The following is a 24,818-nucleotide window of genomic DNA, read 5'->3' as shown; positions in this document are numbered from 1 at the left end:
ATCTGGCACCAGTATAAAGGTTACATCTGAAGTTTTAATGAAGAATAAAAAAAAATAGAGCCCGCAAAAAGCGGGCTCTCCTGCATGAAAAAGGATGTATTTAGCATGTTCCTGCTTTAGTGCAGGAAAAATGACTTGGCGGCCAGATTGGCCAAATGGGACAAGGGTTCCGGATAAATACCCAAAATAAAGGTCACCACCATTGTGATGAGCAAAGTAGCCGCCACAGGGCTGGAAACAGGAATCGCCGATGGATTTACCGGTTCATCCCGGTACATCACCAAAGCAACTCTTAAATAGTAATACACAGAAACCATGCTCATGATAAAGGCGATCACAGCCAGCCACAGGTAGTTTTCGATGATGCTGGAAAAGAGATATAATTTCCCCACAAAACCTGCCAGCGGGGGAATCCCGGCCATGGACAGCATGGCCACCACCATCACGGCGGCCATTAAGGGGGACCTTTGACTTAAGCCCGCATAATCCTGAAGATCATCGCTGCCGGTTTCATTGTAAAAGTTGGTGGCCACGGTAAAGGCGCCGATGGTGGCAAAAACATACAGCATGGAATAAAAGAGCATCCCTTTCAGCCCCGACTCCGTTGCCGCCACCAGGCCCACTAAAATATATCCGGCTTGGGCAATGCTGGAATAGGCCAGCATTCTTTTCACATTCGTTTGAGGAATGGCAATCAGGTTGCCGGCGACGATGGTAATCGCGGCAAGCACTGCCACCAGCATGGTCCAGTGATCGGTTAACCCCGGGAAAGCCAGCAGGAATACCCGGGCCAGGATGGCAAAGGAAGCCGCTTTGGAACCCACGGCCAAAAATGATGTCACTGGTGTGGGCGCCCCTTCATAGACATCCGGTGACCACATATGAAAAGGAACGGCGGAAATTTTGAAGCCAAAGCCTGCCAGGACCATCACCAGCCCCAGAATTAACGCGGGAGACCACTGATCACCGGTTAAAAGAGTGCCGATCTCCGGAATGAGGGTGGTTCCGGTCAATCCGTATACCAGGCTCAGACCATACAACAATACGGCTGAGGAGAAGGCGGCCAGGATGATATACTTGATGCCGGCTTCAATACAACGGGAATCGGTTTTTCGATAGGCGACCATGATGGCAAAAGAAATCGTCATCAATTCCAGGCCCACGTATAGGGTGATGAATTCTCCCGCCCCGGCCATAATCATCATGCCTAACAGGGCAAAAACCAATGTGACATAAAATTCTCCTAAATGGCCGATGCTTTCGATATATTTCATAGAACCCAAGACCACCAAAATACCGGCCGTGAGGAAAAGAATTTTTAGATAGGCGGAGAAATCGTCTACCAGATAGAATCCGTTCAACAGGGAGGTATTTAGGCCCTGGAAATTAAAAGCCGCAATCAGGATGCCCAGCAAACCCAGCATCGTCACATAGCCCAGGCCTTTTCTGGCCTGATGGGGGATGATGATGGCCAGTACCAGAAGGAACAAGCCTAATCCTGCCGTCAGTATTTCAATCGTTAACAGGGAGAAATCAATTGTCATTTAGAACACCCCCCCTACTTGGATCAGATTACTCACTTTGGCCATTAACGGGGCGACGCCGTTATTCACCATATCCATCAGCAAGGAGGGGAAGATCCCGGCCACAATCAGCACGGTGCCTAAGACGATAATCGGTACCATTTCCGGCCCTTTAGCGTCAGGCAAAGCATCCCATTCCTTTTTTTTCGGCCCGAAAAGCACGTTGGCCAGGGCCCTCAGCACATATAAAGCAGTGATAATGACCCCGGAAACAGCGATCACGGTTAATACCGGATAAACGCGAAAAGCGCCGATAAAAGTGGTAAATTCCGGGATAAAATTCACCAGTCCGGGAAGTCCCAGGGAAGCTAAGCCGGCTAACATAAAGCCTACGGAAACCCGGGGCAGTTGATGGGCTAGACCCCCTAAATCCGGAATATAACGGGTATGGGACTTTTCATAGACAAAACCGATCATGGAGAAGAATAAGGCGGCCATGACGCCGTGGGCAAACATCCCTGCTACGGCCCCGTTGATCCCAATCACATTGAGGGAAGCAAAGCCGATCAACACGTAGCCCATATGGCTGACGCTGGAGTACCCTACCACATACTTCAAATCCTTTTGGGCCAGGGCGATAAATGCCGCGTAAGCCACACCGGCCACGGCCAGGACCGCAATGTAAGGAGCCCAGAATTTTGCTCCCACCGGCAAAATAAAGAGACCTACCCGAATTAAACCATACCCCCCGATCTTTTTCAGCACCCCGGCGTGGATCATACTTACGGCCGTAGGCGCCCCGGCATAACCGTCCGGCGACCAGGAGTGGAAAGGCCACATGGAAAGCAAGGAGCCAAAGCCTAAGGCCATAAAGAAAAAGATAAAAATCTGGAACTGGTCGCTGAAGGGGACCTGGGACAGGGCTTCGATGTTGAAAGTGGGCACACCGGTCATATTCTTCGCCTGGACAAATAAAGCAACCAACCCCACTAAGAGAAAAGCGCTTCCGATTAAGAGGTAAATGGTTAATTTCATGCCGGCATATTCTTTGGTCACCCTTTTGCTGCTCCCCCAGATGATCACCATGATATAAATGGGGATGACCACCACCTCATAGAACAGGAAGAAAATAAACAAATCCTGGGCAATAAAGGTACCCATGACTCCGGCAATTAAAATCAATAAGAGAATAAAGAACTCTTTGGGCCTCTTATCCACATTCCAGGAGGCATAGACGGCACAAAAGCCAATCAGGTTTGTTAAAAGCAGCATGGGCAGGCTAATGCCGTCCACGCCCATTAAATAAGTGACGCCCAGGTCGGAAATCCAGGGGATGCTTTCTACAAACTGCATGCCGCCCACAGATTGATTATAGCTAAAGTAAGCGAACAAACTGATACACAGCGAAGCAAAGGTGGCAGCTGCCGCGATCATTTTGATGAGCTTGTGCTCATCCTTGGGAATAAAAACAATGACCAATGCGCCAATTATCGGTGCGAGCAAGGTTAGCGTCAATAGAGGAAAGTTCATTTATCTTACACCTCCTAATACCAAATTGGCTGCGGCAGGATCCATAAAGGTCAGGGCTAAAACGATCACAATAATGCCGATAAAAATGATTAAGGCATAGGTCTGGACCATTCCTGTCTGGAAGTAGCGCAGGAATCCTCCGGCAAGCCTGGTAAAGCCGGCGATTCCGTTCACAATATTATCCACCACATAGATATCAAAGTAGTAGAGTAGTTTCCCCAGGCCATCTACGATGGTATGGTTAAACCACTGATAAATTTCGTCGATGTAATACTTGTGATAGAGCAACTGGTAAACCGGTCTAAAACTTTCCGCCAATTTGTGGGGCAAATCGGTTTTCCGGCCATATAAGAAATACGCGCCCAAAATGCCCACCACACCCAATAGAGTAGAAGAAATCATCACCATCCAATTTACTTCCGCCTCGTGATGCCCGCCAAAATGAATCCAGTAGCCAAAACCGTTTTCCGTCCAGGGCGTGCCCACCAATCCTCCTACGATGGAGAGGAAAGCCAGTACAACCAAGGGCAGCAACATACTAAAGGGGGATTCGTGGGGATGGTTTTCCGGCTTTTCTTCGCCAAAGAAGGCTAAGAAAATCATGCGCCACATATAAAATGCCGTGAGCAAAGCGGTTACCGCAGCGATGGCATAGAGGGCTACATGTCCGCTCTCTAAGGTGACCGTTAAGATTTCATCCTTGCTCCAAAAACCGGCAAAAGGAGGAATCCCGGCAATGGCCAGGCCGCCGATGACAAAGGTCCAGGCCGTAACAGGCATTTTCTTTCTCAGGCCGCCCATTTCCCAAACATCTGCCTTGTCGTGGAGAGCGTGCAGGACACTGCCTGCGCCCAGGAACATGAGGGCTTTAAAGAAAGCGTGGGTCATCAGGTGGAACATGCTGGCGGTTAAGCTGCCTACTCCCAATGCCAGCATCATATACCCTAATTGGCTCACGGTAGAATAAGCAAGAATTCTTTTCATTTCCCGCTGGGTAATGGCGATGGTAGCGGCAAAAATGGCCGTGAAACCGCCCACCCAGGCCACCACCTCCATGGCGGTAGGCACAGAAGCGAATAGGAAAAGGGTTCTTCCCACCAAGTAAACACCGGCCACCACCATGGTTGCTGCGTGAATCAAGGCACTGACGGGAGTAGGGCCTTCCATGGCATCCGGCAGCCAAACGTGGAGAGGAAATTGGCCTGATTTGCCGATGGGCCCGATGAAGAGCAGGATGGCCACCATCGTCAATAGGGCCGTATTTTCAAATCCCGGAATCAGCTGAGCCAGTTCGCTTAAATCCAGGGTTCCAAATAATATTTGCAGGAATAACATGCCCAAGAGAAGACCAAAGTCGCCGATTCTCGTGGTCATGAACGCTTTCTTCGCCGCTTCCCGGGCGGAATCTTTGTGGTACCAGAAACCGATCAAAAGATAGGAGCATAAACCTACCAGTTCCCAGCACACAAACATCTGCAGCAAGTTGCTGGACAGCACCAGCCCCAGCATCGAGGCGGCAAATAAAGACAAGTAAGCAAAAAATCTGGAAAATCCGGGGTCACCGTGCATATAGCCCAGGGAGTAAATTTGCACCAATGAAGCGACCAGCGTGACCACAAAAAGCATCATCGCGGACGTAGGATCCAAAAGGATGCCCACATTAATATTTAGTCCTTCCATACCAAACCATCTGACACTATACTCTAATGGCTTTTCAATCAAATCAGGATTTGAGAAAACGCCATACACTGCCCCTAAAGCAAGTACAAAAGAAGACAGCATCAAAGCAATGGAAATGAAGGCGCTAAGCTTTTGCCAAGGCCTGGTCACCAGTCCGATCAGGGCAAAACCAATAGCGGGAAGGAGTGGAATCAACCATGCATGTTGCATCGCAAACTCAACCATTTCTTTTCACACCCACCTTCATAAGTAGATAAACACTCAAAGGCCAAAACTACCTTTTCAGCAAGTTAAAATCTTCCAAGTCAACCGATAGCCGATTCCGGTAAATGGCAATGACAATGGCTAACCCCACGCCAATTTCTGCTGCCGCCACGGCAATCGTAAAAACTGCAAAAATCTGGCCGATAAATTCTGCCGGCGTGACAAACTTATTAAAAGCAATTAAGTTTATGTTCACCGCGTTTAGCATTAACTCCACACAGATAAGCACCATGATGGCATTTTTCTTCGCCAGAGCTCCGAACAGACCGATGGAAAACAAAGCTGCCCCCACGATTAAATAATGACTAAGGCCGATCATGTGATTTCACCTCCTTGGCAATGACAATGGCGCCGATCAGAGCCACCAATAATAATAAAGCCACCACTTCAAAAGGAATCACATATTTCCCTAATAATAGCTCTGCAATATGCTCCGCCGTTTTTTCCGGAACAGCTTGAGCAGTTGTCTGCCAGTTGGTTTTGAAAATCATCAGGGTTATCAAGGCAAAAGTAGCCAGGGCAACCAGTACGGAAATAACCGGTTTACTATTAAACAGGTTGCTTTGCTTCATACTGCCCCGATGAATCAGCATCACCCCAAAAACAATCATAATCGGCACCGCTCCGGCGTAGACAATGATTTGCACGGCGGCCAAAAAGTCGGCGTTCAACAGCATATATAATCCTGCCACACCAATAAATGACGCCGCCAGGAATAAGGTACTGTGCACAATGTTTTTGGACAGGACAACCGCTAAGGCGGAGAAAACAGCCAAGGCAGCTAAGGCTAAAAATCCCAACACGGCGATGATACTCGTGTCCATCCTCTTCTCACCCCTTCATCCCGTTATTTTCCGCGTCTTGGTGCGGTTGTGGATCCTGGGACCGGTCATACAGGGTATAGCTGGTATCTTTCCTGTGGAACTGGGCCAGTTCAAAATTTTGGTTCCAAGTCAGGGCCTGGGTGGGACAAGTTTCCACACAAAGGCCGCAGAACAGGCAGTAACATAGATCCATGGTATATTCGGTCAAATACTTCTTTTTGTTCTCATCCCGCTCCGTGGAAATGCGAATCACCCGGTTGGGGCAGGCGTTGGCACATAAGGTGCACGCGGTACATTTATCTTTGTGAAATGTAAAAAAGCCATGGGAACGGGGTGGCAGATTCGGCATTTCTTCAGGATATTGTTGCGTTATCTTTTTGCCAAAAAACTTTTTGATCGTCACGCCTAGTCCTGTAATTAAACCCTGTCCGAACATCTCATCACCATCCTAACATCCGGTAAAGGTAAACACCCACACCGGTGACAAAAATATTTGCTAAAGAAAGGGGAAAAAGCACTTTCCAACCCAAATGCATCAGATTATCCACTCTTAACCGGGGATAGGTCCATCTGATCCACATAAAGAGGAAAATCATGAAGTAAACTTTTCCCACAAACCAAATCCAGGACGGGATAAATGTTAACCCGAAGGGCGCCTGCCAGCCGCCGAGAAACAGCGTCGCGGCCACAGAGGAAACGACCACCAGGTTGGCATATTCCGCTAAGAAAAATAAGGCAAAGTACATGCCGCTGTATTCGGTAAATGCACCTGCCACAAGTTCCTGCTCGGCCTCCACTAAATCAAACGGAGCCCTGTTGGTCTCGGCAGTGGCCGCAATAAAATAGATTAAAAAAGCCACAGGTTGAAGAAAAATAAACCAAACATGGGACTGGGCGGAAACAATATCCGACATTTTCAAGGAACCGGTAATCATCACCACACCCAGGATCCCCAATACCATGGGCATTTCATAGCTGATCATTTGGGCCACGGCCCGCATGCCGCCGATTAAGGAATACTTGTTGTTGGAAGACCAGCCGGCCATGAGGATGGGAATGGTGCTCAAAGAGGCCACCGCTAAAATGTAAAAAATGCCAATGTTGAGATCCACCGAAACCATATTTTTCCCAAAGGGCACCACGGCAAACAGCAGGACCGGCGGTACAAAAATGAGAATCGGCGCCAGCAAAAAGGTCCATTTGTCCACATGTTTGGGTAAAATTAATTCTTTACCCATGAGCTTGACGGTATCAATCACCGTTTGAAAAATACCCCAGGGACCGATCCGGTTCGGTCCTAACCTTTCTTGGAAATAGGCCGCCACCTTTCTTTCCATCAGCACTAGAACTAAGGCATTGGCGAAAATAAAGGCAATAATTCCTATGATATGGACGAATAAAACCGATAGGTCGGTAAAGTAGGAATCAATATTCAGGCCTTCTAAAAATGATCTTGTCCAGGCGGCAAGATTAACAAAAATATTTTCCATACCTCTTCTCCCCTATTCAGGATTTGAATTAACAATCAACCTCACCTAAAACAATATCGTAACTTGCAAAAATCGCTACCAAATCGGCAATTTTCCAGCCTTTGACCATCTCGCTGATATTCCCCAGGTTGATGAAGGAAGGACGTCTTACGTGAATGCGGTATGGTTTCGGACTGCCGTCGCTGACGACATAATAGCCGACGATTCCTTTGGCTCCCTCAATTTCATGGTAGGCATCTCCCACTGGGGGTTTGATCACCTTGGGCACTTTTGCCATGATGGGACCTTCCGGTAATCCTTCCACAGCCTGCTCGATAATGCGCACCGCTTGCCGCATTTCCGCGCCCCGCATCAACCAGCGGTCAAAATTATCTCCGGTGGTGCCTACGGGAACTTCAAAATCAAAACGATCATAGATGCCGTAGGGTCTCACTTTTCTTAAATCATAAGGAACACCGGAAGCGCGTAAAATCGGACCGGTAATACCCCATTCGATCGCTTTTTCCGCGGGCAGGATGCCGATCCCTTTTGTTCTCGATTGAAAGATTTCGTTGCCGGTAATCAGGTCGTCGTATTCACGGAACATGGCGGGAAATTCTTTCAATAATTTTTTCAGGGCGGGCAGAAACTCATCGGGCAAATCCTGGGATACACCGCCGATTCTCATATAGCTGTAAGTCATGCGGGATCCGCACAGCATCTCAAATAAATCAAAGATTTTTTCCCGGTCGCGAAAGGGATACATAAAACCGGTAAAACCGCCTAAGTCAAGAATCCAGGAAGCAATGGCCACCATATGGCTGGCAATTCTCGACAATTCGGCGGTAATGACGCGAATATATTCGGCCCTTTCCGGCACTTCGATTTCCATCAATTTTTCCACTGTTTGCACATAGCCCAAATTGTTGAGCATGCCGGCCAAGTAATCCAAGCGGTCCGTATAAGGGATGAATTGGGTATAAGTACGGTCTTCGGCCAGCTTTTCGATGCCTCGATGCAGATATCCTACGACGGATTGGGCTTCTTTGATGATCTCGCCATCCACCTTTAAAATAAATCGGAATACCCCGTGTGTAGATGGATGTTGAGGTCCCATATTGACTGTGATTTCTTGGGTTTTGATCATTTGCTACACCTCTTCTACCCATTATTGAGAAGGGAAAGTCTATCTATTCTTTTCCAGCTGATAATCTTTTCGGAGAGGATGGCCTACAAAATCATCGGATAAAAGGATTCTTTTCATGTTCGGATGACCTTGGAAAATGATGCCGAATAAATCATACACTTCTCTCTCCTGCCAGTCTGCCGCGGGCCAAACCGAAAATACCGAGGGCAGCTTAGGGCTTTTTTTGTCTGTGACATGAACTTTTAAAGTCAGCATAACATTCTTCTCCACCGACACCAGGTGGTAGACCACGGTAAAATGTTCTTCCTCATCCACGGCGGTAAGATTCGTTAAAAGGTCAAAGCGATATTGGGGATGATGCTTTAGTTCTGAAGCCACCTGAAGTAAACTTTCCCGGGGCACAAAAATCTCTTGATTCTCCGCCACGTCCAGATCCGGGAATTTCGCCCGCAGCGATGCCATTAATTCGTTAAAGATATTAATTTCCATGATTTTTCAACCTCGCAATTTCCGGATGGATCACTTTTTTCTTTAACTGGAGCATCCCATAGATTAAAGCTTCCGGACGGGGCGGGCAGCCCTGGATATAAACATCGACGGGAATCAACGTGTCCACCCCCGGAACGACATGATAGGAATCCACAAAGGGACCGCCGGAAGTAGCACAGCTTCCCATGGCAATCACCCATTTTGGCTCCGGCATTTGTTCATAAATCCGTTTCACCAGAGGAGCCATCTTTTTGGTGACCGTACCAGCCACAATCATTAGATCCGCATGACGGGGTGTGGCCCGAAACACTTCATAGCCAAAACGGGACAAATCATAGCGGGCGGCTCCGGCAGACATCATTTCGATGGCACAGCAGGCTAATCCAAAGGTAACCGGCCAAAAAGAATTGACCCGGGCATAATTCATGAGCTTATTCACCGTTGTCAGGATAATGCCTTGTTTTTCCAGTTCCTGAATTTTTTCCTCGTCTAATCCCATTCTAATGCTCCCTCCTTCCATGCATACCAAAACCCTGCCACTAAAATGGCGATGAAAATAACCATTTCCACGAAAGCAAACAAGCCTAAATGTTTAAATTTAGCCGCCCAAGGGTATAAGAAAATGGTCTCTACATCAAATACTACAAAAACCAGTGCGTATAAAAAATAATGAGTCTTAAACTGTACCCAGGTTTCCCCTTGTGTTTCAAGGCCGCATTCATAAGTTTCCAGCTTTGCTTTTGTGGGACGTTTCGGTGTAATCAGCTTCACGAAAATAATGATTACAACCGGCAGAATCAAACCCACCAATAAGTAATAACCAATGGCACCGCTTTGCGAAAGCATATCCTCAACCTCCTTTCTTCTTTAGCGTAAGTTAAAGTAAGTATACCATGGAAAAATTCTATTCCGTCAATTCGAAATATTTGTGATTTTTTCCCCTCCTAATGACAAATTTTTACCCGTCCCCCGGATAACGACGACCGATCAGCATAGTCAAAAAATGTTGGCACTTTTTTATGAGAATGATTATAAAAAAAACATTTGTAGTATTTATGAAGACTTCTTCTATCTTGCATAGGTTTTCTTCAAGTTATATGATATTCTAGGAGAATAACTTTGGAAGGGAAGAGTCTAGATTTGGGAACAGATATTTATACCAGTTTAAAAGAAATAATTGACCAAAGCGGAGAGGCAATTTTAGGTACGGTCGTAGCTGTGGGAGGGCTGCCTCAAGAATCTGCGGGAGGCAAAATTCTTTTTTGCCGGGGGAAAATGGCGGCCTCCTTTCGCCTCAGCAATGATTTAGTAGCATCATTAGAACTTATTCATGCGGAAATTACCCTGACCAAACCCCAACTAATCCGGCATTATTTACCTTTAAGCGACTCGACCGCCTGGTTGGATGTCTACTGGGAAGGGATTGCCCCTGCTCCGGAGTTGATCGTGTTTGGAGGGGGCCATATTTCCTTGCCCCTGGTTCAACTGGGAAAAATGATTGGCTTTCACGTCACAGTAGTGGATGATCGTCCCGATTTCGCCAACAAAGACCGGTTTCCCCAAGCGGATCGGGTGATCTGTCTTCCCTTTGCCCAGGCCTTAGAAAAAATAAAAATTGGTTTGGGTACTTTTATTACCATCGTTACCCGGGGCCACCGCCATGATCAAACCTGTTTACGGGGGGTGATTGACAAATCTCCCGCCTATATCGGCATGATCGGCAGCAGAAGCCGGGTGAAAAAGATGATGCATGAGCTGGCGTCTGACGGTATTTCCCAAGAAGCCATCGATGCTGTGTACGCACCCATCGGTCTGGACATTCATGCCGACACCCCGGAAGAAATCGCCGTGAGCATTATCGCCCAAATTATTTCTGTGCGACGGGGACCGGAAACTCTGAATAAGGACATTTTAAAGGTGATCACGGAGCCCTTTTTTCAAAACATGAAAAAGGTTCTGGTGACCATCGTGCGTCGCAGGGGCTCTGTACCCCGGGGCGTAGGCGCAAAAATGCTGGTATTGGAAGATGGCCGTTGTTTTGGAAGCATCGGAGGAGGATGTGTGGAAGCCGAGGTACGCAGCCAAGCATTATTGGCCATCCATGAAGGGAATCCCTTATTATATCATGTGGATTTAACCAATGACCTGGCCGGTGAAGAAGGCATGGCCTGCGGAGGAACCATCGACGCTTTCATTGAACCGATTTAAGCAAATTGTTCATTCAGGTGGGGATTCTTCCGCCCCGCCTGAATGCTGCCGCAAGATCTTGACTTTCAAGTGGTTTTCGTAAAATTTTCTTCACTTTTATGATTTATATGTAATCACCCCGGGTTTCCTCTTTTCATCAGGCCGGCAGAAGATCTTCCTTAAAAGAAATAGCACGCTTGCTATAAATGACGGGGATGCCGTATTTCTTCGCCTGCTTCTTGATGTTTCCCATTAAAGGATGATTAATAAAATCGCAGAACACAATAATCTTTTGGACATGGGCAGGGATACATTTTTTGGTGCATGATTTGCAACGTCCGCTCCAATGAATGATATCTTGCGCCCCTTCCTCCCGCAACTTTTCACAAATGTTCCCCAGCCGATCCGCCCCTACAATCAAAACAACCACGTTTCTCCCTCCCCTTTTCAGGATATTTTCCATCCTTGTCAATTTTACCGGATATGCTCATCCTAAAATATATTATTCCTATCGGATTTATTTTATATTAGCGCATTTATCTCCCTTTGTCAAGGAAAAGGGATCAAAAAAGCCGGAAGCGATGTGTACATCACGCCCGGCCATGATTGTCCTGATGTTTTGCGCTTTTTAGAAGAGTTAGAAGACAGGAATTACGGTGCCTTGATATTTTTCGTTGATAAAATCCCGCACTTCCGGTGAAGTAATCACCTCATTCAGCGTCTTTATTTCGGGGCGGTTTTCATCTCCCGTACGGACAACAACAATATTGGCAAAAGTCTGAGCCGCCAGAGAGTCTTTATTTTCCGACTTTAAAGCATCCTTGGTTACGTCTAATCCTGCTTCCACCGCATAGTTTCCATTGATCACGGCCAAATTCACGTCCGGCAGGGACCGGGAAATCTGGGCTGCTTCCAGTTCTTTTATTTGAATCTCATGGGGATTTTCCACAATATCCTTGACGGTAGCATTTAATCCGGACCCTTCTTTAATTTTGATCAGGCCAGCCGACTCCAGAAGCAGCAAAGCCCGGGCTTCATTGGTGGTGTCGTTGGGCACAGCGATACTATCACCCTGCTTGATCTCATCTAAGGATTTGGTTTTGCCGGGATAAAGGCCCAGGGGCTCAAAATGTACCGGAACGGTGGCGCTCAGGTGGGTATTGTTTTTCTGGTTAAAGTCATCTAAGTACGGTACATGCTGAAAGTAGTTGGCATCCAATTCTTTGTTTTCCAAAGCCGTATTCGGCAGCACATAATCCGTAAACTCCACAATTTTTAATTCGATCCCTTTTTCCTGTAAAATCGGTTGAATAAACTTGAGAATCTCGGCATGGGGAACCGGTGTTGCGCCCACGGTCAGTACCACAGGCTGGGTATCGGCTGCCTCATTCGTATCTGAATTATCCGAGGCATTTTGGTCACTGCCGTTTGACTGTTGCCCGCAACCAAATAATAGCAACGATAAAGAAAAGATCAATGCCAGTAACACAAAAATACTCTTTCTATTTTTCATGAATCATCTCTCCCTTTTATTTGTTTTTTTTATCCATTTTACGCGATAAGTAATTCCCCAAACTCTGTACAACTTGGACAAACACCACCAATAACACAATGGTCAAAAACATGATGTCCTTTTGATACCGGTAATACCCGTACCGGATCGCTAAATCCCCCAGCCCACCTCCTCCAACAACTCCCGCCATCGCGGAATATCCGATCAACGTGATGGTAGTAATGGAAGCACCTAGTATTAATGAAGGCATTGTTTCCGGGATCATGACCTTTTTGATGATTTGCCAGGGGGAAGCGCCCATGGATTGAGCCGCTTCAATCATTCCCTGATCAATTTCTTTCAGGGCAGTTTCCACCATTCTGGCCACAAAGGGCACGGCCGCAATCACCAAAGGAACGACGGAAGCGGTAGAACCGATGGACGTACCCACAATCAGCCTGGTCAAAGGAATCATGGCAATGAGCAAAATGATGAAAGGGATGGAGCGCCCAATATTGATCACCTTATCCAAGCAGCTGTGTAATTTGCTGTTGGGGAGAATACCGTTGGTTTCCGTGACCACCGAAACCACCCCTAAGGGGAGTCCAAAGAGGTAGGAAAACAAGGTTGCCGATCCCACCATATAAAGGGTTTCCCCTGTTCCCTGCCCTAACATTTTCAGATAATCCAGCAAAACATCCCCGGTAATCATCGTTCTAACTCCTCAACAATCAAATTCTGGCCTTTCAGATACCGTACCGCATCATCCACAGCATCTCTTGCCCCGGTTAACTCCAGCACTAATTCGCCCACAACCGCCTCCTTCAAATAATTAATATCGGCAAATAAAATATTGGCGTAGATACGGAACTCTAAAATCATGTATGAAATCAAAGGTTTCATCGCCGCCTCCCCGGTAAAGGTAACCTTGAGGCGCCTTTTATCATCCTGGGGCCCGTCAAAGAGAATTCTCTCTTTGGGGATTTTCTCGAATAAGTCTCCCCCCACCAAATTCTTAGTGCATGCGGTTTTCGGTTTGGTGAGAATATCAACTACTCGCCCGGTTTCCACAATTCTATTCTTTTCAATTACGGCGACTCTGTCACAGATCTCCTTTACTACTTCAATCTGGTGTGTAATCAGAACAATGGTTAAGCCCAGCTTTTCGTTGATGTCCTTGAGCAAGGCCAGGATAGATTTCGTCGTCAGGGCATCAAGGGCCGAGGTAGCTTCATCGCACAAAAGCACTTTCGGATTGTTGGCAAGAGCCCGGGCGATGGCCACACGCTGTTTCTGTCCGCCGCTCAGTTGGGCCGGATAGGCCCCGGCTTTTTCCGAGAGTCCCACAAGTTTCAGGAGCTCTTGAACCCGGGTTGCGATTTCTGTTCTGGGTACCCGGGCAATTTCCAGGGGGAAAGCCACATTATCCGCTACCGTCTGCTGCATCAAGAGGTTAAAGTGCTGAAAAATCATGCCCAAGGAGCGGCGCAGCAAGATCAGTTCCTTCCCGCTAAGTTCCGTGATATCCTGCCCGGCAATTTCTATTTTCCCGGCCGAAGGTTTTTCTAATAGATTGATGCAGCGGATCAGGGTGCTTTTTCCCGCACCGCTGGACCCAATGATGCCGAAAACCTCTCCCCGACGAATATCCAGGTTCACATCCTCCAGGGCAGTCACATCGCCGATATCGCTTTGATAAACCTTTTTTAATCCGGAAATCTTGATCATAAAACTATCTCCTTGCCGACCTATCTTACCAACCTGATGCCATGCTCCTGGCAGGCTTATTCTAGAGTATTTCCATTATCTTTATAGGATTTAAAGCAAATGACCCCTGAAATATTTTGCTGATCAGCCCTCCAATTATCCGGTTAACATCCCTGGGTTCTAAACACCATTTCTGCAAAGAACCTGTGAAAGGCCGTATCACCGGTAAGCTCCGGGTGAAAGGATGTGGCAAGCATCTGACCCTGACGCACGGCGATAATCTTCCCGTCCAAAGCAGCGAGAACTTCTGCGCTTCCGTAGACTCTTTCCACCCAGGGGGCCCTGATAAATACAAGAGGAATGGGTAGATTTGAAACCGGGTCTATACGCAGGGAAGATGTGAAACTATCCAACTGGCTCCCATAGGCATTCCTTCTCACCCGGATATCCATTGCGCCCAGGTAAGTATTTGGTTCCTCTACGATTTCCTTTGCCAGCAAGATCATCCCGGCACAGGTCCCCCAAACAGGCAGTCCCTTTTCGATTCTTTCCCCGATGGCGCGATCAAGCTGAAAATCTCTCATTAGTTTACCAATGGTGGTACTTTCCCCACCGGGGAGAATCAACCCGGAAACCCTTTCCAGCTCATTTTTTGACTTCACTTCCACCGGTTTCACGCCGGGAAGCCGGGAAAGCATCCGGAGATGCTCCGCCACGGAACCTTGCAGAGCCAGCACACCGATTTCCACCACGATTTACCACCCCCGGGTGGATAATATGTTTTCCGGGGCAATCTGGGAGATTTCCACGCCGGTCATGGCTTCTCCCAAATCCTCGGAGACTTCGGCGATGATCTCCGGCTTATCATAGTAGGTCGTGGCTTTAACAATGGCCCGGGCCATTTTTTCCGGATGGGAAGATTTGAATATGCCCGAACCGACAAAGACCCCTTCACTGCCCAGCTGCATCATCAAGGCTGCGTCTGCAGGTGTGGCAACCCCGCCGGCGGCAAAATTCACGACGGGGAGCTTTCCTTCTCTTGCCACCTGAACGACAAGATCATATGGGGCGGCCATTTCTTTCGCCCCGGCCATCAGTTCATCCGTTGGCAATCCGGAAAGTTTCCTGATTTCCGCCCAAATTGTCCGGATATGCCGGACTGCCTCCACCACATTCCCCGTTCCGGCCTCCCCTTTTGTCCGGATCATGGACGCCCCTTCCCCAATTCGTCTTAAGGCTTCTCCCAAACCTCTAGCTCCGCAGACAAAAGGGATTTTAAAAGCATGCTTATCGATGTGGTAACGGTCATCAGCGGGAGTCAGTACTTCGCTCTCGTCAATATAGTCAATCCCAAGAGCCTCCAGTATTTGAGCCTCCACAATATGGCCGATCCGGGCCTTTGCCATAACCGGAATTGTCACCGCCCTTTTTATTTCTTTGATAATTTTAGGGTCAGACATCCTGGCCACGCTGCCCTGCTTCCGAATATCGGCAGGAACTCTTTCCAGTGCCATTACGGCCACAGCCCCTGCCGCTTGGGCAGTCTCCGCCTCATGGGCATTGGTGACATCCATGATCACCCCGCCTTTGAGCATTTGGGCCAGGTTTTTGTTTAGTTCATCTCGTTCGCTCATGTTTTTCCTCCAAAGATATCTCTCAGTGCAAACTCTGCTCTCCTGAAACCATCAAAACCTAAGCAGAGTATCTTATTTTCTGCATAAGATACTCTGCCGGTTTGACATTCTGATTCAAGTCATCCCAGGGGCCCCTATTCTTTTATGGCCACTGCCTCAATTTCCACCAGGACGTCTTTGGGAAGCCGGGACACTTCCACGCAAGACCTGGCAGGATAGGGTTCCGAAAAATATGCCGCGTAAATCTCATTGATTAAGGCAAAATCATTTAAGTCTTTGATAAATACCACCGTTTTGATTACTTTCCCCAGCCCGCTTCCGGACGCTTCCAGAATATTTTTCAGGTTTTCCAGCACCTGCCTCCCTTGTGTCTCTATATCGGTTCCCGCAATATTTCCTGTCGCTGGGTCAATGGGAATCTGCCCCGATGTATAGATGTGGTTTCCCGTCAGAATAGCCTGGGAATAGGGTCCAATGGCTTTTGGTGCCTTTGATGTGGAAACAGCTTCTTTACTCATCTCTATCCCTCCTGGTCAACAGCTTTGTTCAGTGCCTGGTCAAGATCATAGATCAAGTCATCAGCGTCTTCAATCCCAATGGATAACCTGACCATATCGGGCGTGACACCGGCATCCCTTAGCTCTTCTTCGGACAGTTGGGAATGGGTGGTACTAGCCGGATGAATCACCAGGGATTTAGCATCGCCCACATTAGCCAGCAGGGAGAAAATTTCCAAACTGTCGATAAATTTCTTGCCTGCTTCCACTCCGCCCTTAATGCCGAAAGTAAAGATGGAGCCGGCCCCTTTGGGGAGATATTTTTGGGCCAGGGCATAGTATTTATTCCCCTCTAAGCTGGGATAGCTGACCCAGGAAACCTTGGGATGGCTCTGTAAAAATTCCGCTACTTTCTTTGTATTCGCCACATGCTTCTCCACCCGGAGAGACAGGGTCTCCAATCCCTGCAAGAAAAGAAAAGAGTTAAAGGGACTGACGGCGGCTCCGGTATCCCGCAGCAGTTGCACCCTGGCTTTGATGATGTATGCCAAAGGACCCAGCGCTTCTACGTATTTTACCCCATGATAGCTGGGGTCCGGTTCTGTTAAGCCGGGGAATCTGCCGCTCCCGGCCCAGTCAAATTTACCTGAATCCACGATTACGCCGCCGATTGAGGATCCATGCCCGCCAATAAATTTAGTGGCAGAATGGACCACAATGTCCGCGCCAAACTCAATCGGTCTAATCAGATGGGGCGTGCCAAAGGTGTTGTCAATGATCAGGGGGAGCCCGCTGTCGTGGGCGATCCGGGCCACTTGTTCAATATCGATCAGGTTAATGCCCGGATTTCCGATGGTCTCGATAAATACCGCCTTGGTTTTTTCATTGATCGCGGCACGGAAATTTTCCGGATCGTCAGGATCCACAAAGGTGGTTTTAATGCCCAGCTTGGGCAGGGTCACAGAAAAGAGATTATAGGTACCGCCGTAAAGGGTGCTGGCAGAAACGATTTCATCGCCTGCTCCGGCAATGTTCAGAATGGCATATGTAATGGCTGCGGAACCCGACGCTACGGCTAATGCACCCACGCCTCCTTCCAGAGCGGCGATTCTCTGCTCAAAAACATCATTGGTGGGATTCATGATCCGGGTATAAATATTCCCGAACTCTTTTAAGGCAAAAAGATTGGCGGCGTGTTCCGCATTGTTAAAGACATAGGATGTGGTTTGATAAATGGGTACGGCTCTGGAACCTGTGGTAGGGTCTGGTTTTTGGCCGGCATGAACTTGTAGAGTGTCAAATTTCCATGCTCTTTCACTCATTTTAACATCTCCTTATATCATTTTGTATTTAAATCCGACTAGTCCTATTTGTTTTATATATTATATTTTGTAACCCATTTTGTCAAGCCTTTCCCTAAAAAAAATAAAAGCAATAACCTGTTTTCGTCAAACAGGTTATTGCCCAAGTGCCCCCAGGGAAAACCATGTTTTCTCCCGCCGAACAGGGGAAGTCCTGCGCCTACGGATGGCGTCATGTCCCCTTCTGCCCTTAGGCATTTCCTTCCAGCACCTGAGAATAAACGTCTTCCGTCAGGTTTAATCCCCCCTGATACCCCACGTAAGTTTTATTTAAAACCAACTGATACGTGATCGGTACACTTAAATAAATCAGAAATCCTTTGACATCTCTTGCCAAATCCTTTTCCCAGGAACTTCCCAAGATTAAGGTTTCTTTTGCCCGGTGACCCTTTTTTCTTATTAATTCATGAATTTTCCCCCCATCATTTTCCAGCACCACTTTGGTGTCAAAATCTGCCGAGATCTGATGAAACTCTTTTTGAATCAGGTCGATATAGGAGTCGGCGGGATCATCAATCACATATTGGACCCCGGGCACCATACCTAATTCATTGACTAAAAACCGGCTGACCCCTAAGGCATAGGTGGAGTCGGCAATGGTATAAAATTGATGGGGCAGGGTATTCCGGCTTTCCGTTAAAAAATCTGTTGCTCCTTGGAGATATTCATAAAACCTTTCTTCTTCTTTTTGGATCACTTCATCAATTTTCTTTTTGTCAATGGCCCCGAAAGCCCCTACCGTCTCTAAAAACTTGCTCGTTTCCACGGCACCCATGGGGAGCACCGGATAATGCAAATAGGGGGTGCCATATTTATTTTCCAGCAGCTTTGCCGTATCTAACCCTACCCAGGGGGATAGGACCAGATTAAATTCCGCATGGGGAATATTTCTCCATTCCTCAATCCCTTTTGACCCATAACCAAATAAAATGTTTGCTTCCAGGCCTATTTTCTCCAGCAAGTGTTTTATTTCTTCCAAATCTGCTCGCCAATAAGTATCTTGAAAGGGTAAAACGGAAAAAACATTCACTAACCCTTTTTTTACTTCCGGTCTCACCTCTCCGATGAATTGGTTGATGATAGCCTGGATCACCAGTTCATGGCCTTTGTAATTATTGCCTTTAAATCCCCCGGTTTCGGCATTGACAATGGGGATCCCTTTCCTTCGGTATTCCGCCGCTACCTGTGCCACATCGTCTCCCACGATTTCTGCCGTACAACCGGTTAATACCACAAATAAATCTCCCGCCATCACTTTGAGCGTTCCCTCAATGGTGCTGCGCAGTTTTTCTTCTCCCCCAAAAACGATATCTTTTTCACTGGAATTTGTGGCGGGAATCGCGCTTCCTCCGGCATAACCTTCCCCTTGAAACCCGGAGTTATAGCATAAGGCTTCAAATATTTTGGAGCTGCATCCCGGCCCGGCATGGACGATGGGAATTGCTCTCTTGATACCCAGAACCGTTTGCTGGGCCCCAAGAGGGCACACGTACCTGGGTTGTTCAATGATCCTACTCACCTAGTTCACCCCTCTGAAATGCAAATGGATCTTGTTGATACCACCAATCGGTATAGGGAAATTTCACATGTTTCGCAATATTCTTGATAAAATTCTTGGTTTGCATCACCTGAATAATTTTTCTGCCCGTATTGATCACCCCGGCGTATCCCACGGCCAGATTCGCGTCATCAACATAAACCGATGGGATGCCTAATTTGGTGCCTAGAATCACCATATTGTCGTGCCTGGCCAGCAATAAATCAGGCTTCAGCGCTCTGATAATATTAATCAACTGATAAGGCTGTTTATTGCACACATGATAATTCTGAATATCACCGGCGCATGTGATGGCATTTTTCAAACTGTTAATTCTATCATCCTCATTATCAAAACGCTGGTCATGGTGAAAGCCGGTGATGCCGACCACTTCTATCCCTAAATCCCGGGCCATCGATAAGATACTGTGTCCAAAAGAGGCTCCCGCCACAATATAAGCTGTTTTCCCTTCAAGTTTTTTCCTTAATTCCGCCAATTCCTGCTCCACATGTTCTCGCTCGGATTGGATCAACGCTTCCACTTCTTTTTCCTTATGGGTGATCTTGCCGATTTCTCTCAGCCAGGCATCCGTCCAGGCAAAACCAAAAGGCGGGGGAGATTTAATTTCCGGCACCCCGTACTCTTGTTCCAACCCTTTGGCGATATACGTGCCCAACGTCTCACAAATATGAGAGGTGGCGGCCGCCTCGGAAATCCTTTCCAATTCTTCAATAGAAGAATGGACAACCAGGCACTTCGCCTTCAGCCCTATTTTAGCCAGCAAGGGAGTAAAAACGTCTTCATTGACGAAGTTGAAGATAGTGATCAGATCTGCTCTTTTTTCTTTGGGCGGCTTCACTATTTTCCGGAGGATGCCGTGGAAGGCCGCATCAAATCCCGTTGTCCACACCTGTGATTTGAATCCTTCGCAATAAATGGGCACAATGGGAATGCCCAGTTCTTTTTCCGCCGCGTCCACCACTCCGTCGATATCATCGCCGATGATGCCCGAGGCGCAGGAAGTGTTGACAAAAATGGCCTTGGGGTGAAAGCGCCGGTAAGCTTCCCGAATCGTTTCGGCCAGTTTTTCCCCGCCGCCATAAACCGTATCCCGCTCTTGGAGGTTGGTGCTTAAAGCTCTGATATTTTCAACCGGATACCCTTTGCTCCGGCACCCGCCCCGGAACTGGGCATTAAAAATGGCAAAATCTCCGGCGCAGCCGATGGGACCATGGTTCACCACCGCCGTATCCCTGATCTGGGCAATATGGAGAAAGGCCCGTTGGGCGGAACAATCACCACATTGGTTAAAGGAATTATCCCGGCAGGGCAAGAGCCGTTGGGCAGACTTTGCGCACAGATCTTTGGCACTGCCCTGATAGGATAAAACGGAATTCAGCCTGTTCTCCCGGATCTCCACTTCCGGTGTCTGTAAATTAATCGCCATGATGCTCCTCCTCCCCGGTAGTTTTGCTTGCTCCCTGATCATCAATATAAGAGAAAGGCTCTTGTCGGTACCAGTCTGAGGTATAGGGCAGCTTGACATGCCGGGAGATATTTTCATTGAAACGGGTATTTTTTAAGATGCGGGTTACTCTTTTGGCCACCTCGAATACGCCCAGATAGCCCATGTAATTGTACTGCTGCCCAAACAAAGGAAAGACAGGGATCCCTTGCCGGGCGGCCGACCCATTCCCGGACGTATGACCGACATAGAGGTCCGGCTTGTGTTTGGAAAAAAGATTGGCTTGTTCAAAGGGCTGACCGGAACCAATACTGAAAATGGCTCTTTCACTTTCCGGCACTTCCTCAAGGACCTCATCCAACAGCCTTGCGCCAAACCGGTCAAAATGATATCCTTTTAGCCCCATGATTTCCATGCCCAAACTGTGCAGCAATTCTGCCGTGGCAAGAATGCGGATCTCTCCTCCCGTTAAAAAAGCGCGTTTTCCTTTTAAGGCTTCCCGGTAAGAAGCAAGAGCACCGTTTAGTTCGGCGACTTCGGCATCAATGAACTTCCGGGCCCGCTCCTCCAGGCCAAAAAATTTGGCGATATCCATCACCCATTTATTGGTATTGGCTATGCCGATAGGAATGGTCCTTAAAACAAAAGGAATACCGTATTTTGTTTTCACGTGTTCCACAAAATAATCGTCATGGGTGGAACAAATACTCACATTTAATGCCGTTTCGTCAACAGTTTCAAAGTCGTCCGGGTGGGCATAACAAGGAAGGATGCGCACATTTAAATCCAGGGCTTTGAGGAGCCGGACCAATTCCACCTCATCAATTCTGCTCATGGAAGAAACATTGATTAAATTGACGGTCCGGCTTAGCCGGTATTGGCGCATCAATTCCTCTTCCTCCGCCCGGATCAGGTCCGCTTCCGGATATTTTTTCTCCATAAGGTTGCGCAGAATGCCGTGATAAACAGCATCGTAGGCCGTCGCTTGAATTTTTGTCCTAAATCCTTCGCAGTGGATGGGGACAATTTTAGCGGCTACTTGTTTCTGCACCTCGTCCAAAATACTGTCCACATCATCGCCGATCAAGGAAGGTACGCAGCTGTTCAGCACAAAAATTGCCGCCGGCCGGAATTCCTTTTCCGCGTGCAGCACAGCCGACCTTAGTTTCTCTTCTCCCCCTTTGATCACATCGGTTTCATCAAGATTTGTGTTCATCCAACGGAGCCCCGTCGCCTGCTCATCCCGTAGTTTTTGAAAATTCTTGGTTACTCCCGTCTGACCGACCAGACTGCCCCCGCAGCCGACGGGGCCGTGGACAATCAAGACCACATCCCGCATGGTCATTAAGATAGCCAGGCTTAAGGTTAATTGACAACCTTGCTGGGCCTGGGCAAAGGTCCTTTTCGCCTGAAACAGGCATCCTTTTTTGGCTGCCCGGGAGAGCTCCGGGCAGAAGCCGCCAAATGCCTGGCAGGCGGCCAGTCTGTCTTCCCGGGTCGGCGGGGTTTTTTCTTTGATAAAATCCACAAAGTATTCCTCCCTATCTCGTTCCCACCAGCGTGCTGAAAATATCTTCCGTCAAGCGCAAAGCCCCTTGATAACCTGCGTAGCTCCTGTCCAAAACAACCCGGTTGGAGATGGGGTAAGTCACGGTCAACTGGGGTACGGCAAAGCTGTCCGCCAGGTCTCTTTCGAAGGTACTGCCGATAATAAAGCCGGGATTAAATCCGTCATAATATTTTTGTCCCGCGCTTTGGGGCCAGTGCTTATTCATATGGTACTTGATGTTGGTGGCGTCGGTATCAAAAATCACCTCCGGCTTAAGGCCGGACCGGTAGTTTGTAAAATTACCTTTTACTTTTTCTTGTTGTTCTTCCCTTAAAATATCCGTCACAATCACCAATTCCGGCAGCCATCCCAAATCATCCGCCAAAAATCGGGTCAAGGCCTGGGTGTAATTGGCATCTCCGATCACCACAGCATATCGCTGCAGGTCAAGGTCATTGTAGGCATCTGCCAGACTGCTCAAATAGCCGTAGTATCGTGCCTTTTCTTCCCGGATCACCTTATCTAGAACGGAGTTTTCTACTTCTAGCGCTTTTCCTACTGTCTGTAAGAATATTTCCGTACCATGGTCACCGATGGGAAAAGGCACTGTAATATAGGGGACTCCGTGCACCTCCTGAAAAACGTCCGCCGCTTCCAGGCCAAAAGTATGGGACACGACAATATTCAGGGCGGCAGACGCCGCATTTTTTAGGTTGTCTAATGTTTCACCTTCTCCAAAAAAGGTATTTACCTGATAGCCCAATTTTTGCATAAGGTTTTTTAATACAGCCAGATTACCGCGCCAAAAAACATCCTGCACCGGTACAATGCCCCACAGATTGACCAGATGGGCTTCTTTCACAAGCTTTTCTTCGACAAAATCCCGAAATAAGGTTTTTAAGACAATTTCATAGCCTTGGAAAGAATTTCCGTGAAAACCGCCTGTCTCCGCAGTCAGTATTTTTTTCTCATGATCTTGATACTCGCGCGCGATACTGCGCACGTCGTCGCCAATCATCTCTACCATGCATCCGGTGATAATAAAATAGAGATCCCCGTCCATGATTTTTAAGGTATTTTCTACTTGCTCCCTTAGCCGGTCTTCTCCCCCAAAAACAATATCCTTTTCGTAGACATTGGAACTGGATAATAACTGGCCGGAACAATATCCGCTTTCCACATATCCTGCCCCGTTGTTCAGCGCCCCCGATAGGTTCCCGCCGCAGCCTGCCGCTGCGTGCAGAATCGGGATCACCCGGGGTAAATTTTTCAGGGTTCCTAAAGCGCCGCCCAGGGCGCAAAGATACCTGGGGCGATCAATAAATTTACTCATTACATTTCCTCCATTTTTGGGCATAAAGCAAAAATTCATCCGCATCCTTCCGGTTGGTACCATGCACAAAAAGGAAGACCCCGTCCGGTGCGATATAACGGAAAACAGTCTCCACCTGCTCCGGCCGGATGCCACAGAGCACCAGTTTCTTGCCGGCGGCTTGAATCTCCCGGCATACTTTGAGGGAACCCGGATCAGTAAAATCCTTGAAAGCACACTTATGCCCGGCCTGGTACTTGGGCACCGGATTCCATTCTATGGCGTGAAGACCTTTTAACCGGAGGACGAAAGGGAGATGCCTGATTTGATCCTGGCCGTCTAAATTAAACAAAGCCTGACCATTTAGGAAATCAATCTGCTCCTGCAAGGCCGGGCAGACAATCTCTTCAAACATGGCCGGAGAAATCATCACGGAAACTTCGCTCATCAGCTTATACCATTTCCGGGGATTGAAAATGGGCGTGAACGAGGTGATCCCCGGCAAATACCGGTTGATGATGTGACAGCTCGCTAAAAAGACTTCCCGCCAAAAACCATTAATTTTGCCTACCATCTCTTTTACCGCATCAGTTTCCTCGATAAAATCCATGAGCAGGTTTTGCCGATTTCTTAAGGCGGCCAGAATGTCAATATTGGCGCCGATATCCGTCACACCCACCAAATATCGGCCCTTTGATTCCGCACAAAGCCTGTGGGTTGTTTCCATGACAGCCTGATAGATTTTTTCATCCCTGTGCAGGCGGAATGCAGGCAGTTGATTCCAGTCCTTAATGGGCGGATCGACATCAAACCAGATGGTATCTTCAGCCAGCTTGTATGCCGCACCCAGCATGGCCGCCAGGTTGCCCGATCCAAAATCCACAAAGACGGAGGGCACCGCATCCCCGGCAAAATAGGTGGCCTGCAGTCTGTGCTGAAATTTTTCCAAGCGATAATCAATATTAAACCATCTTTCTTCCAACGAAAGAGGCGCTTCTATCTCAGGATATTGGTCTGACACGGTTTCGTCAGGCGCCTGTACGGCGATATAGGCTCCTTCGCCTTTAAATCCCTCTCCCCAGAAGGTGAGATGCCTGTTCAGACGTTTGTTCATTTCTTCCGGATGCAACATGTGGTATTTCTATCTCCTT

General features: G+C 47.9%; 25 protein-coding genes. 1 reads left to right on the top strand and 24 read right to left on the bottom strand.

Going from position 1 to position 24,818, the window contains the following annotated elements:
- Positions 1-116 precede the first annotated feature (116 nt).
- Genes DCMF_RS27725 through DCMF_RS27675 form a run of 11 tightly spaced genes read right to left on the bottom strand, consistent with a single transcriptional unit; the run spans position 117 to position 9,772 of the window.
- Positions 117-1,544, bottom strand: coding sequence for an NADH-quinone oxidoreductase subunit N (locus tag DCMF_RS27725; protein WP_148137446.1), 1,428 nt, complete (start codon positions 1,542-1,544; stop codon positions 117-119).
- Positions 1,545-3,053 carry a complex I subunit 4 family protein gene (locus tag DCMF_RS27720; protein ID WP_148137445.1) on the bottom strand — a complete coding sequence of 503 codons (1,509 nt, stop codon included), beginning with the start codon at positions 3,051-3,053 and terminating at the stop codon, positions 1,545-1,547.
- Positions 3,054-4,958, bottom strand: coding sequence for an NADH-quinone oxidoreductase subunit L (gene nuoL / locus DCMF_RS27715; RefSeq protein ID WP_148137444.1), 1,905 nt, complete (start codon positions 4,956-4,958; stop codon positions 3,054-3,056).
- Positions 4,959-5,007: 49 nt separating this feature from the next.
- Positions 5,008-5,316 (bottom strand): NADH-quinone oxidoreductase subunit NuoK, encoded by a 309-nt coding sequence (nuoK, locus tag DCMF_RS27710; RefSeq protein ID WP_148137443.1) that lies wholly within the window; start codon positions 5,314-5,316, stop codon positions 5,008-5,010.
- Positions 5,303-5,821: an NADH-quinone oxidoreductase subunit J family protein gene (locus tag DCMF_RS27705; protein ID WP_148137442.1), complete on the bottom strand. Its 519-nt coding sequence runs from the start codon at positions 5,819-5,821 to the stop codon at positions 5,303-5,305. The genes nuoK and DCMF_RS27705 overlap by 14 nt, the downstream gene beginning before the upstream one ends.
- A gap of 7 nt (positions 5,822-5,828) precedes the next feature.
- Positions 5,829-6,257 (bottom strand): NuoI/complex I 23 kDa subunit family protein, encoded by a 429-nt coding sequence (locus DCMF_RS27700; protein WP_148137441.1) that lies wholly within the window; start codon positions 6,255-6,257, stop codon positions 5,829-5,831.
- Positions 6,258-6,261: 4 nt separating this feature from the next.
- Positions 6,262-7,311, bottom strand: coding sequence for an NADH-quinone oxidoreductase subunit NuoH (gene nuoH / locus DCMF_RS27695; RefSeq protein WP_148137440.1), 1,050 nt, complete (start codon positions 7,309-7,311; stop codon positions 6,262-6,264).
- A 28-nt stretch (positions 7,312-7,339) separates the two neighbouring features.
- Positions 7,340-8,437, bottom strand: a complete 1,098-nt coding sequence (locus DCMF_RS27690) for an NADH-quinone oxidoreductase subunit D (protein WP_148137439.1) — start codon at positions 8,435-8,437, stop codon at positions 7,340-7,342.
- Between the two features lie 39 nt (positions 8,438-8,476).
- On the bottom strand, positions 8,477-8,926 hold the full coding sequence (locus DCMF_RS27685; RefSeq protein WP_148137438.1) for an NADH-quinone oxidoreductase subunit C: 450 nt from the start codon (positions 8,924-8,926) through the stop codon (positions 8,477-8,479).
- Entirely contained in the window at positions 8,916-9,425 is a 510-nt protein-coding gene (locus DCMF_RS27680; protein WP_148137437.1) for an NADH-quinone oxidoreductase subunit B, read from the bottom strand. Before DCMF_RS27680 ends, DCMF_RS27685 begins: the two co-directional genes overlap by 11 nt.
- Complete coding sequence (locus tag DCMF_RS27675) at positions 9,416-9,772, bottom strand: NADH-quinone oxidoreductase subunit A (RefSeq protein WP_148137436.1); 357 nt, start codon at positions 9,770-9,772, stop codon at positions 9,416-9,418. The genes DCMF_RS27680 and DCMF_RS27675 overlap by 10 nt, the downstream gene beginning before the upstream one ends.
- A gap of 273 nt (positions 9,773-10,045) precedes the next feature.
- Here DCMF_RS27675 and DCMF_RS27670 point away from each other — a divergent pair, with 273 nt between their 5' ends.
- On the top strand, positions 10,046-11,134 hold the full coding sequence (locus DCMF_RS27670; RefSeq protein WP_148137435.1) for an XdhC family protein: 1,089 nt from the start codon (positions 10,046-10,048) through the stop codon (positions 11,132-11,134).
- Positions 11,135-11,270: 136 nt separating this feature from the next.
- Here the strand turns inward: DCMF_RS27670 and DCMF_RS27665 are convergent, their stop codons facing one another.
- From DCMF_RS27665 to DCMF_RS27605, 13 genes are all read right to left on the bottom strand, one after another.
- Positions 11,271-11,543 carry a DUF2325 domain-containing protein gene (locus tag DCMF_RS27665; protein ID WP_214658955.1) on the bottom strand — a complete coding sequence of 91 codons (273 nt, stop codon included), beginning with the start codon at positions 11,541-11,543 and terminating at the stop codon, positions 11,271-11,273.
- Between the two features lie 207 nt (positions 11,544-11,750).
- The gene (locus DCMF_RS27660; RefSeq protein WP_148137433.1) at positions 11,751-12,626 is read right to left on the bottom strand and encodes a MetQ/NlpA family ABC transporter substrate-binding protein; all 876 of its coding nucleotides are present in this window, start codon (positions 12,624-12,626) and stop codon (positions 11,751-11,753) included.
- Between the two features lie 16 nt (positions 12,627-12,642).
- A complete protein-coding gene (locus tag DCMF_RS27655; RefSeq protein WP_148137432.1) occupies positions 12,643-13,317 on the bottom strand; it encodes a methionine ABC transporter permease in 675 nt (224 codons plus the stop codon).
- Positions 13,314-14,333 (bottom strand): methionine ABC transporter ATP-binding protein, encoded by a 1,020-nt coding sequence (locus DCMF_RS27650; RefSeq protein ID WP_148137431.1) that lies wholly within the window; start codon positions 14,331-14,333, stop codon positions 13,314-13,316. Before DCMF_RS27650 ends, DCMF_RS27655 begins: the two co-directional genes overlap by 4 nt.
- Positions 14,334-14,476: 143 nt before the next feature.
- On the bottom strand, positions 14,477-15,064 hold the full coding sequence (gene pdxT / locus DCMF_RS27645) for a pyridoxal 5'-phosphate synthase glutaminase subunit PdxT (RefSeq protein WP_148137430.1): 588 nt from the start codon (positions 15,062-15,064) through the stop codon (positions 14,477-14,479).
- A gap of 3 nt (positions 15,065-15,067) precedes the next feature.
- Positions 15,068-15,946: a pyridoxal 5'-phosphate synthase lyase subunit PdxS gene (gene pdxS / locus DCMF_RS27640; RefSeq protein WP_148137429.1), complete on the bottom strand. Its 879-nt coding sequence runs from the start codon at positions 15,944-15,946 to the stop codon at positions 15,068-15,070.
- A gap of 134 nt (positions 15,947-16,080) precedes the next feature.
- Complete coding sequence (locus DCMF_RS27635) at positions 16,081-16,464, bottom strand: RidA family protein (RefSeq protein WP_148137428.1); 384 nt, start codon at positions 16,462-16,464, stop codon at positions 16,081-16,083.
- A gap of 2 nt (positions 16,465-16,466) precedes the next feature.
- Entirely contained in the window at positions 16,467-17,765 is a 1,299-nt protein-coding gene (locus DCMF_RS27630) for a homocysteine synthase (RefSeq protein ID WP_148137427.1), read from the bottom strand.
- 229 nt (positions 17,766-17,994) lie between these two features.
- Positions 17,995-19,323 carry a nitrogenase component 1 gene (locus DCMF_RS27625; protein ID WP_148137426.1) on the bottom strand — a complete coding sequence of 443 codons (1,329 nt, stop codon included), beginning with the start codon at positions 19,321-19,323 and terminating at the stop codon, positions 17,995-17,997.
- Complete coding sequence (locus DCMF_RS27620; RefSeq protein WP_148137425.1) at positions 19,316-20,788, bottom strand: nitrogenase component 1; 1,473 nt, start codon at positions 20,786-20,788, stop codon at positions 19,316-19,318. The genes DCMF_RS27625 and DCMF_RS27620 overlap by 8 nt, the downstream gene beginning before the upstream one ends.
- Positions 20,778-22,334, bottom strand: coding sequence for a nitrogenase component 1 (locus DCMF_RS27615; protein WP_148137424.1), 1,557 nt, complete (start codon positions 22,332-22,334; stop codon positions 20,778-20,780). The genes DCMF_RS27620 and DCMF_RS27615 overlap by 11 nt, the downstream gene beginning before the upstream one ends.
- 13 nt (positions 22,335-22,347) lie before the next feature.
- Complete coding sequence (locus DCMF_RS27610) at positions 22,348-23,688, bottom strand: nitrogenase component 1 (RefSeq protein ID WP_148137423.1); 1,341 nt, start codon at positions 23,686-23,688, stop codon at positions 22,348-22,350.
- Positions 23,681-24,799: a uroporphyrinogen decarboxylase/cobalamine-independent methonine synthase family protein gene (locus DCMF_RS27605; RefSeq protein ID WP_214658954.1), complete on the bottom strand. Its 1,119-nt coding sequence runs from the start codon at positions 24,797-24,799 to the stop codon at positions 23,681-23,683. Before DCMF_RS27605 ends, DCMF_RS27610 begins: the two co-directional genes overlap by 8 nt.
- Positions 24,800-24,818: the final 19 nt, after the last annotated feature.

This window comes from Candidatus Formimonas warabiya, from assembly GCF_002777255.1.
In the GTDB taxonomy this organism is placed as follows: Bacteria; Bacillota; Dehalobacteriia; order Dehalobacteriales; family Dehalobacteriaceae; genus Formimonas; species Formimonas warabiya.
This window is presented reverse-complemented; position numbering and strand designations above follow the sequence as displayed.

Excerpts from the sequence above, each read along its gene's own strand:
- DCMF_RS27725 (WP_148137446.1), bottom strand. The coding sequence starts at position 1,544 with ATGACAATTGATTTCTCCCTGTTAACGATTGAAATACTGACGGCAGGA.
- DCMF_RS27720 (WP_148137445.1), bottom strand. The coding sequence starts at position 3,053 with ATGAACTTTCCTCTATTGACGCTAACCTTGCTCGCACCGATAATTGGC.
- nuoL (WP_148137444.1), bottom strand. The coding sequence starts at position 4,958 with ATGGTTGAGTTTGCGATGCAACATGCATGGTTGATTCCACTCCTTCCC.
- nuoK (WP_148137443.1), bottom strand. The coding sequence starts at position 5,316 with ATGATCGGCCTTAGTCATTATTTAATCGTGGGGGCAGCTTTGTTTTCC.
- DCMF_RS27705 (WP_148137442.1), bottom strand. The coding sequence starts at position 5,821 with ATGGACACGAGTATCATCGCCGTGTTGGGATTTTTAGCCTTAGCTGCC.
- DCMF_RS27700 (WP_148137441.1), bottom strand. The coding sequence starts at position 6,257 with ATGTTCGGACAGGGTTTAATTACAGGACTAGGCGTGACGATCAAAAAG.
- nuoH (WP_148137440.1), bottom strand. The coding sequence starts at position 7,311 with ATGGAAAATATTTTTGTTAATCTTGCCGCCTGGACAAGATCATTTTTA.
- DCMF_RS27690 (WP_148137439.1), bottom strand. The coding sequence starts at position 8,437 with ATGATCAAAACCCAAGAAATCACAGTCAATATGGGACCTCAACATCCA.
- DCMF_RS27685 (WP_148137438.1), bottom strand. The coding sequence starts at position 8,926 with ATGGAAATTAATATCTTTAACGAATTAATGGCATCGCTGCGGGCGAAA.
- DCMF_RS27680 (WP_148137437.1), bottom strand. The coding sequence starts at position 9,425 with ATGGGATTAGACGAGGAAAAAATTCAGGAACTGGAAAAACAAGGCATT.
- DCMF_RS27675 (WP_148137436.1), bottom strand. The coding sequence starts at position 9,772 with ATGCTTTCGCAAAGCGGTGCCATTGGTTATTACTTATTGGTGGGTTTG.
- DCMF_RS27660 (WP_148137433.1), bottom strand. The coding sequence starts at position 12,626 with ATGAAAAATAGAAAGAGTATTTTTGTGTTACTGGCATTGATCTTTTCT.
- DCMF_RS27655 (WP_148137432.1), bottom strand. The coding sequence starts at position 13,317 with ATGATTACCGGGGATGTTTTGCTGGATTATCTGAAAATGTTAGGGCAG.
- DCMF_RS27650 (WP_148137431.1), bottom strand. The coding sequence starts at position 14,333 with ATGATCAAGATTTCCGGATTAAAAAAGGTTTATCAAAGCGATATCGGC.
- pdxS (WP_148137429.1), bottom strand. The coding sequence starts at position 15,946 with ATGAGCGAACGAGATGAACTAAACAAAAACCTGGCCCAAATGCTCAAA.
- DCMF_RS27635 (WP_148137428.1), bottom strand. The coding sequence starts at position 16,464 with ATGAGTAAAGAAGCTGTTTCCACATCAAAGGCACCAAAAGCCATTGGA.
- DCMF_RS27630 (WP_148137427.1), bottom strand. The coding sequence starts at position 17,765 with ATGAGTGAAAGAGCATGGAAATTTGACACTCTACAAGTTCATGCCGGC.
- DCMF_RS27620 (WP_148137425.1), bottom strand. The coding sequence starts at position 20,788 with ATGGCGATTAATTTACAGACACCGGAAGTGGAGATCCGGGAGAACAGG.
- DCMF_RS27610 (WP_148137423.1), bottom strand. The coding sequence starts at position 23,688 with ATGAGTAAATTTATTGATCGCCCCAGGTATCTTTGCGCCCTGGGCGGC.
- DCMF_RS27605 (WP_214658954.1), bottom strand. The coding sequence starts at position 24,799 with ATGTTGCATCCGGAAGAAATGAACAAACGTCTGAACAGGCATCTCACC.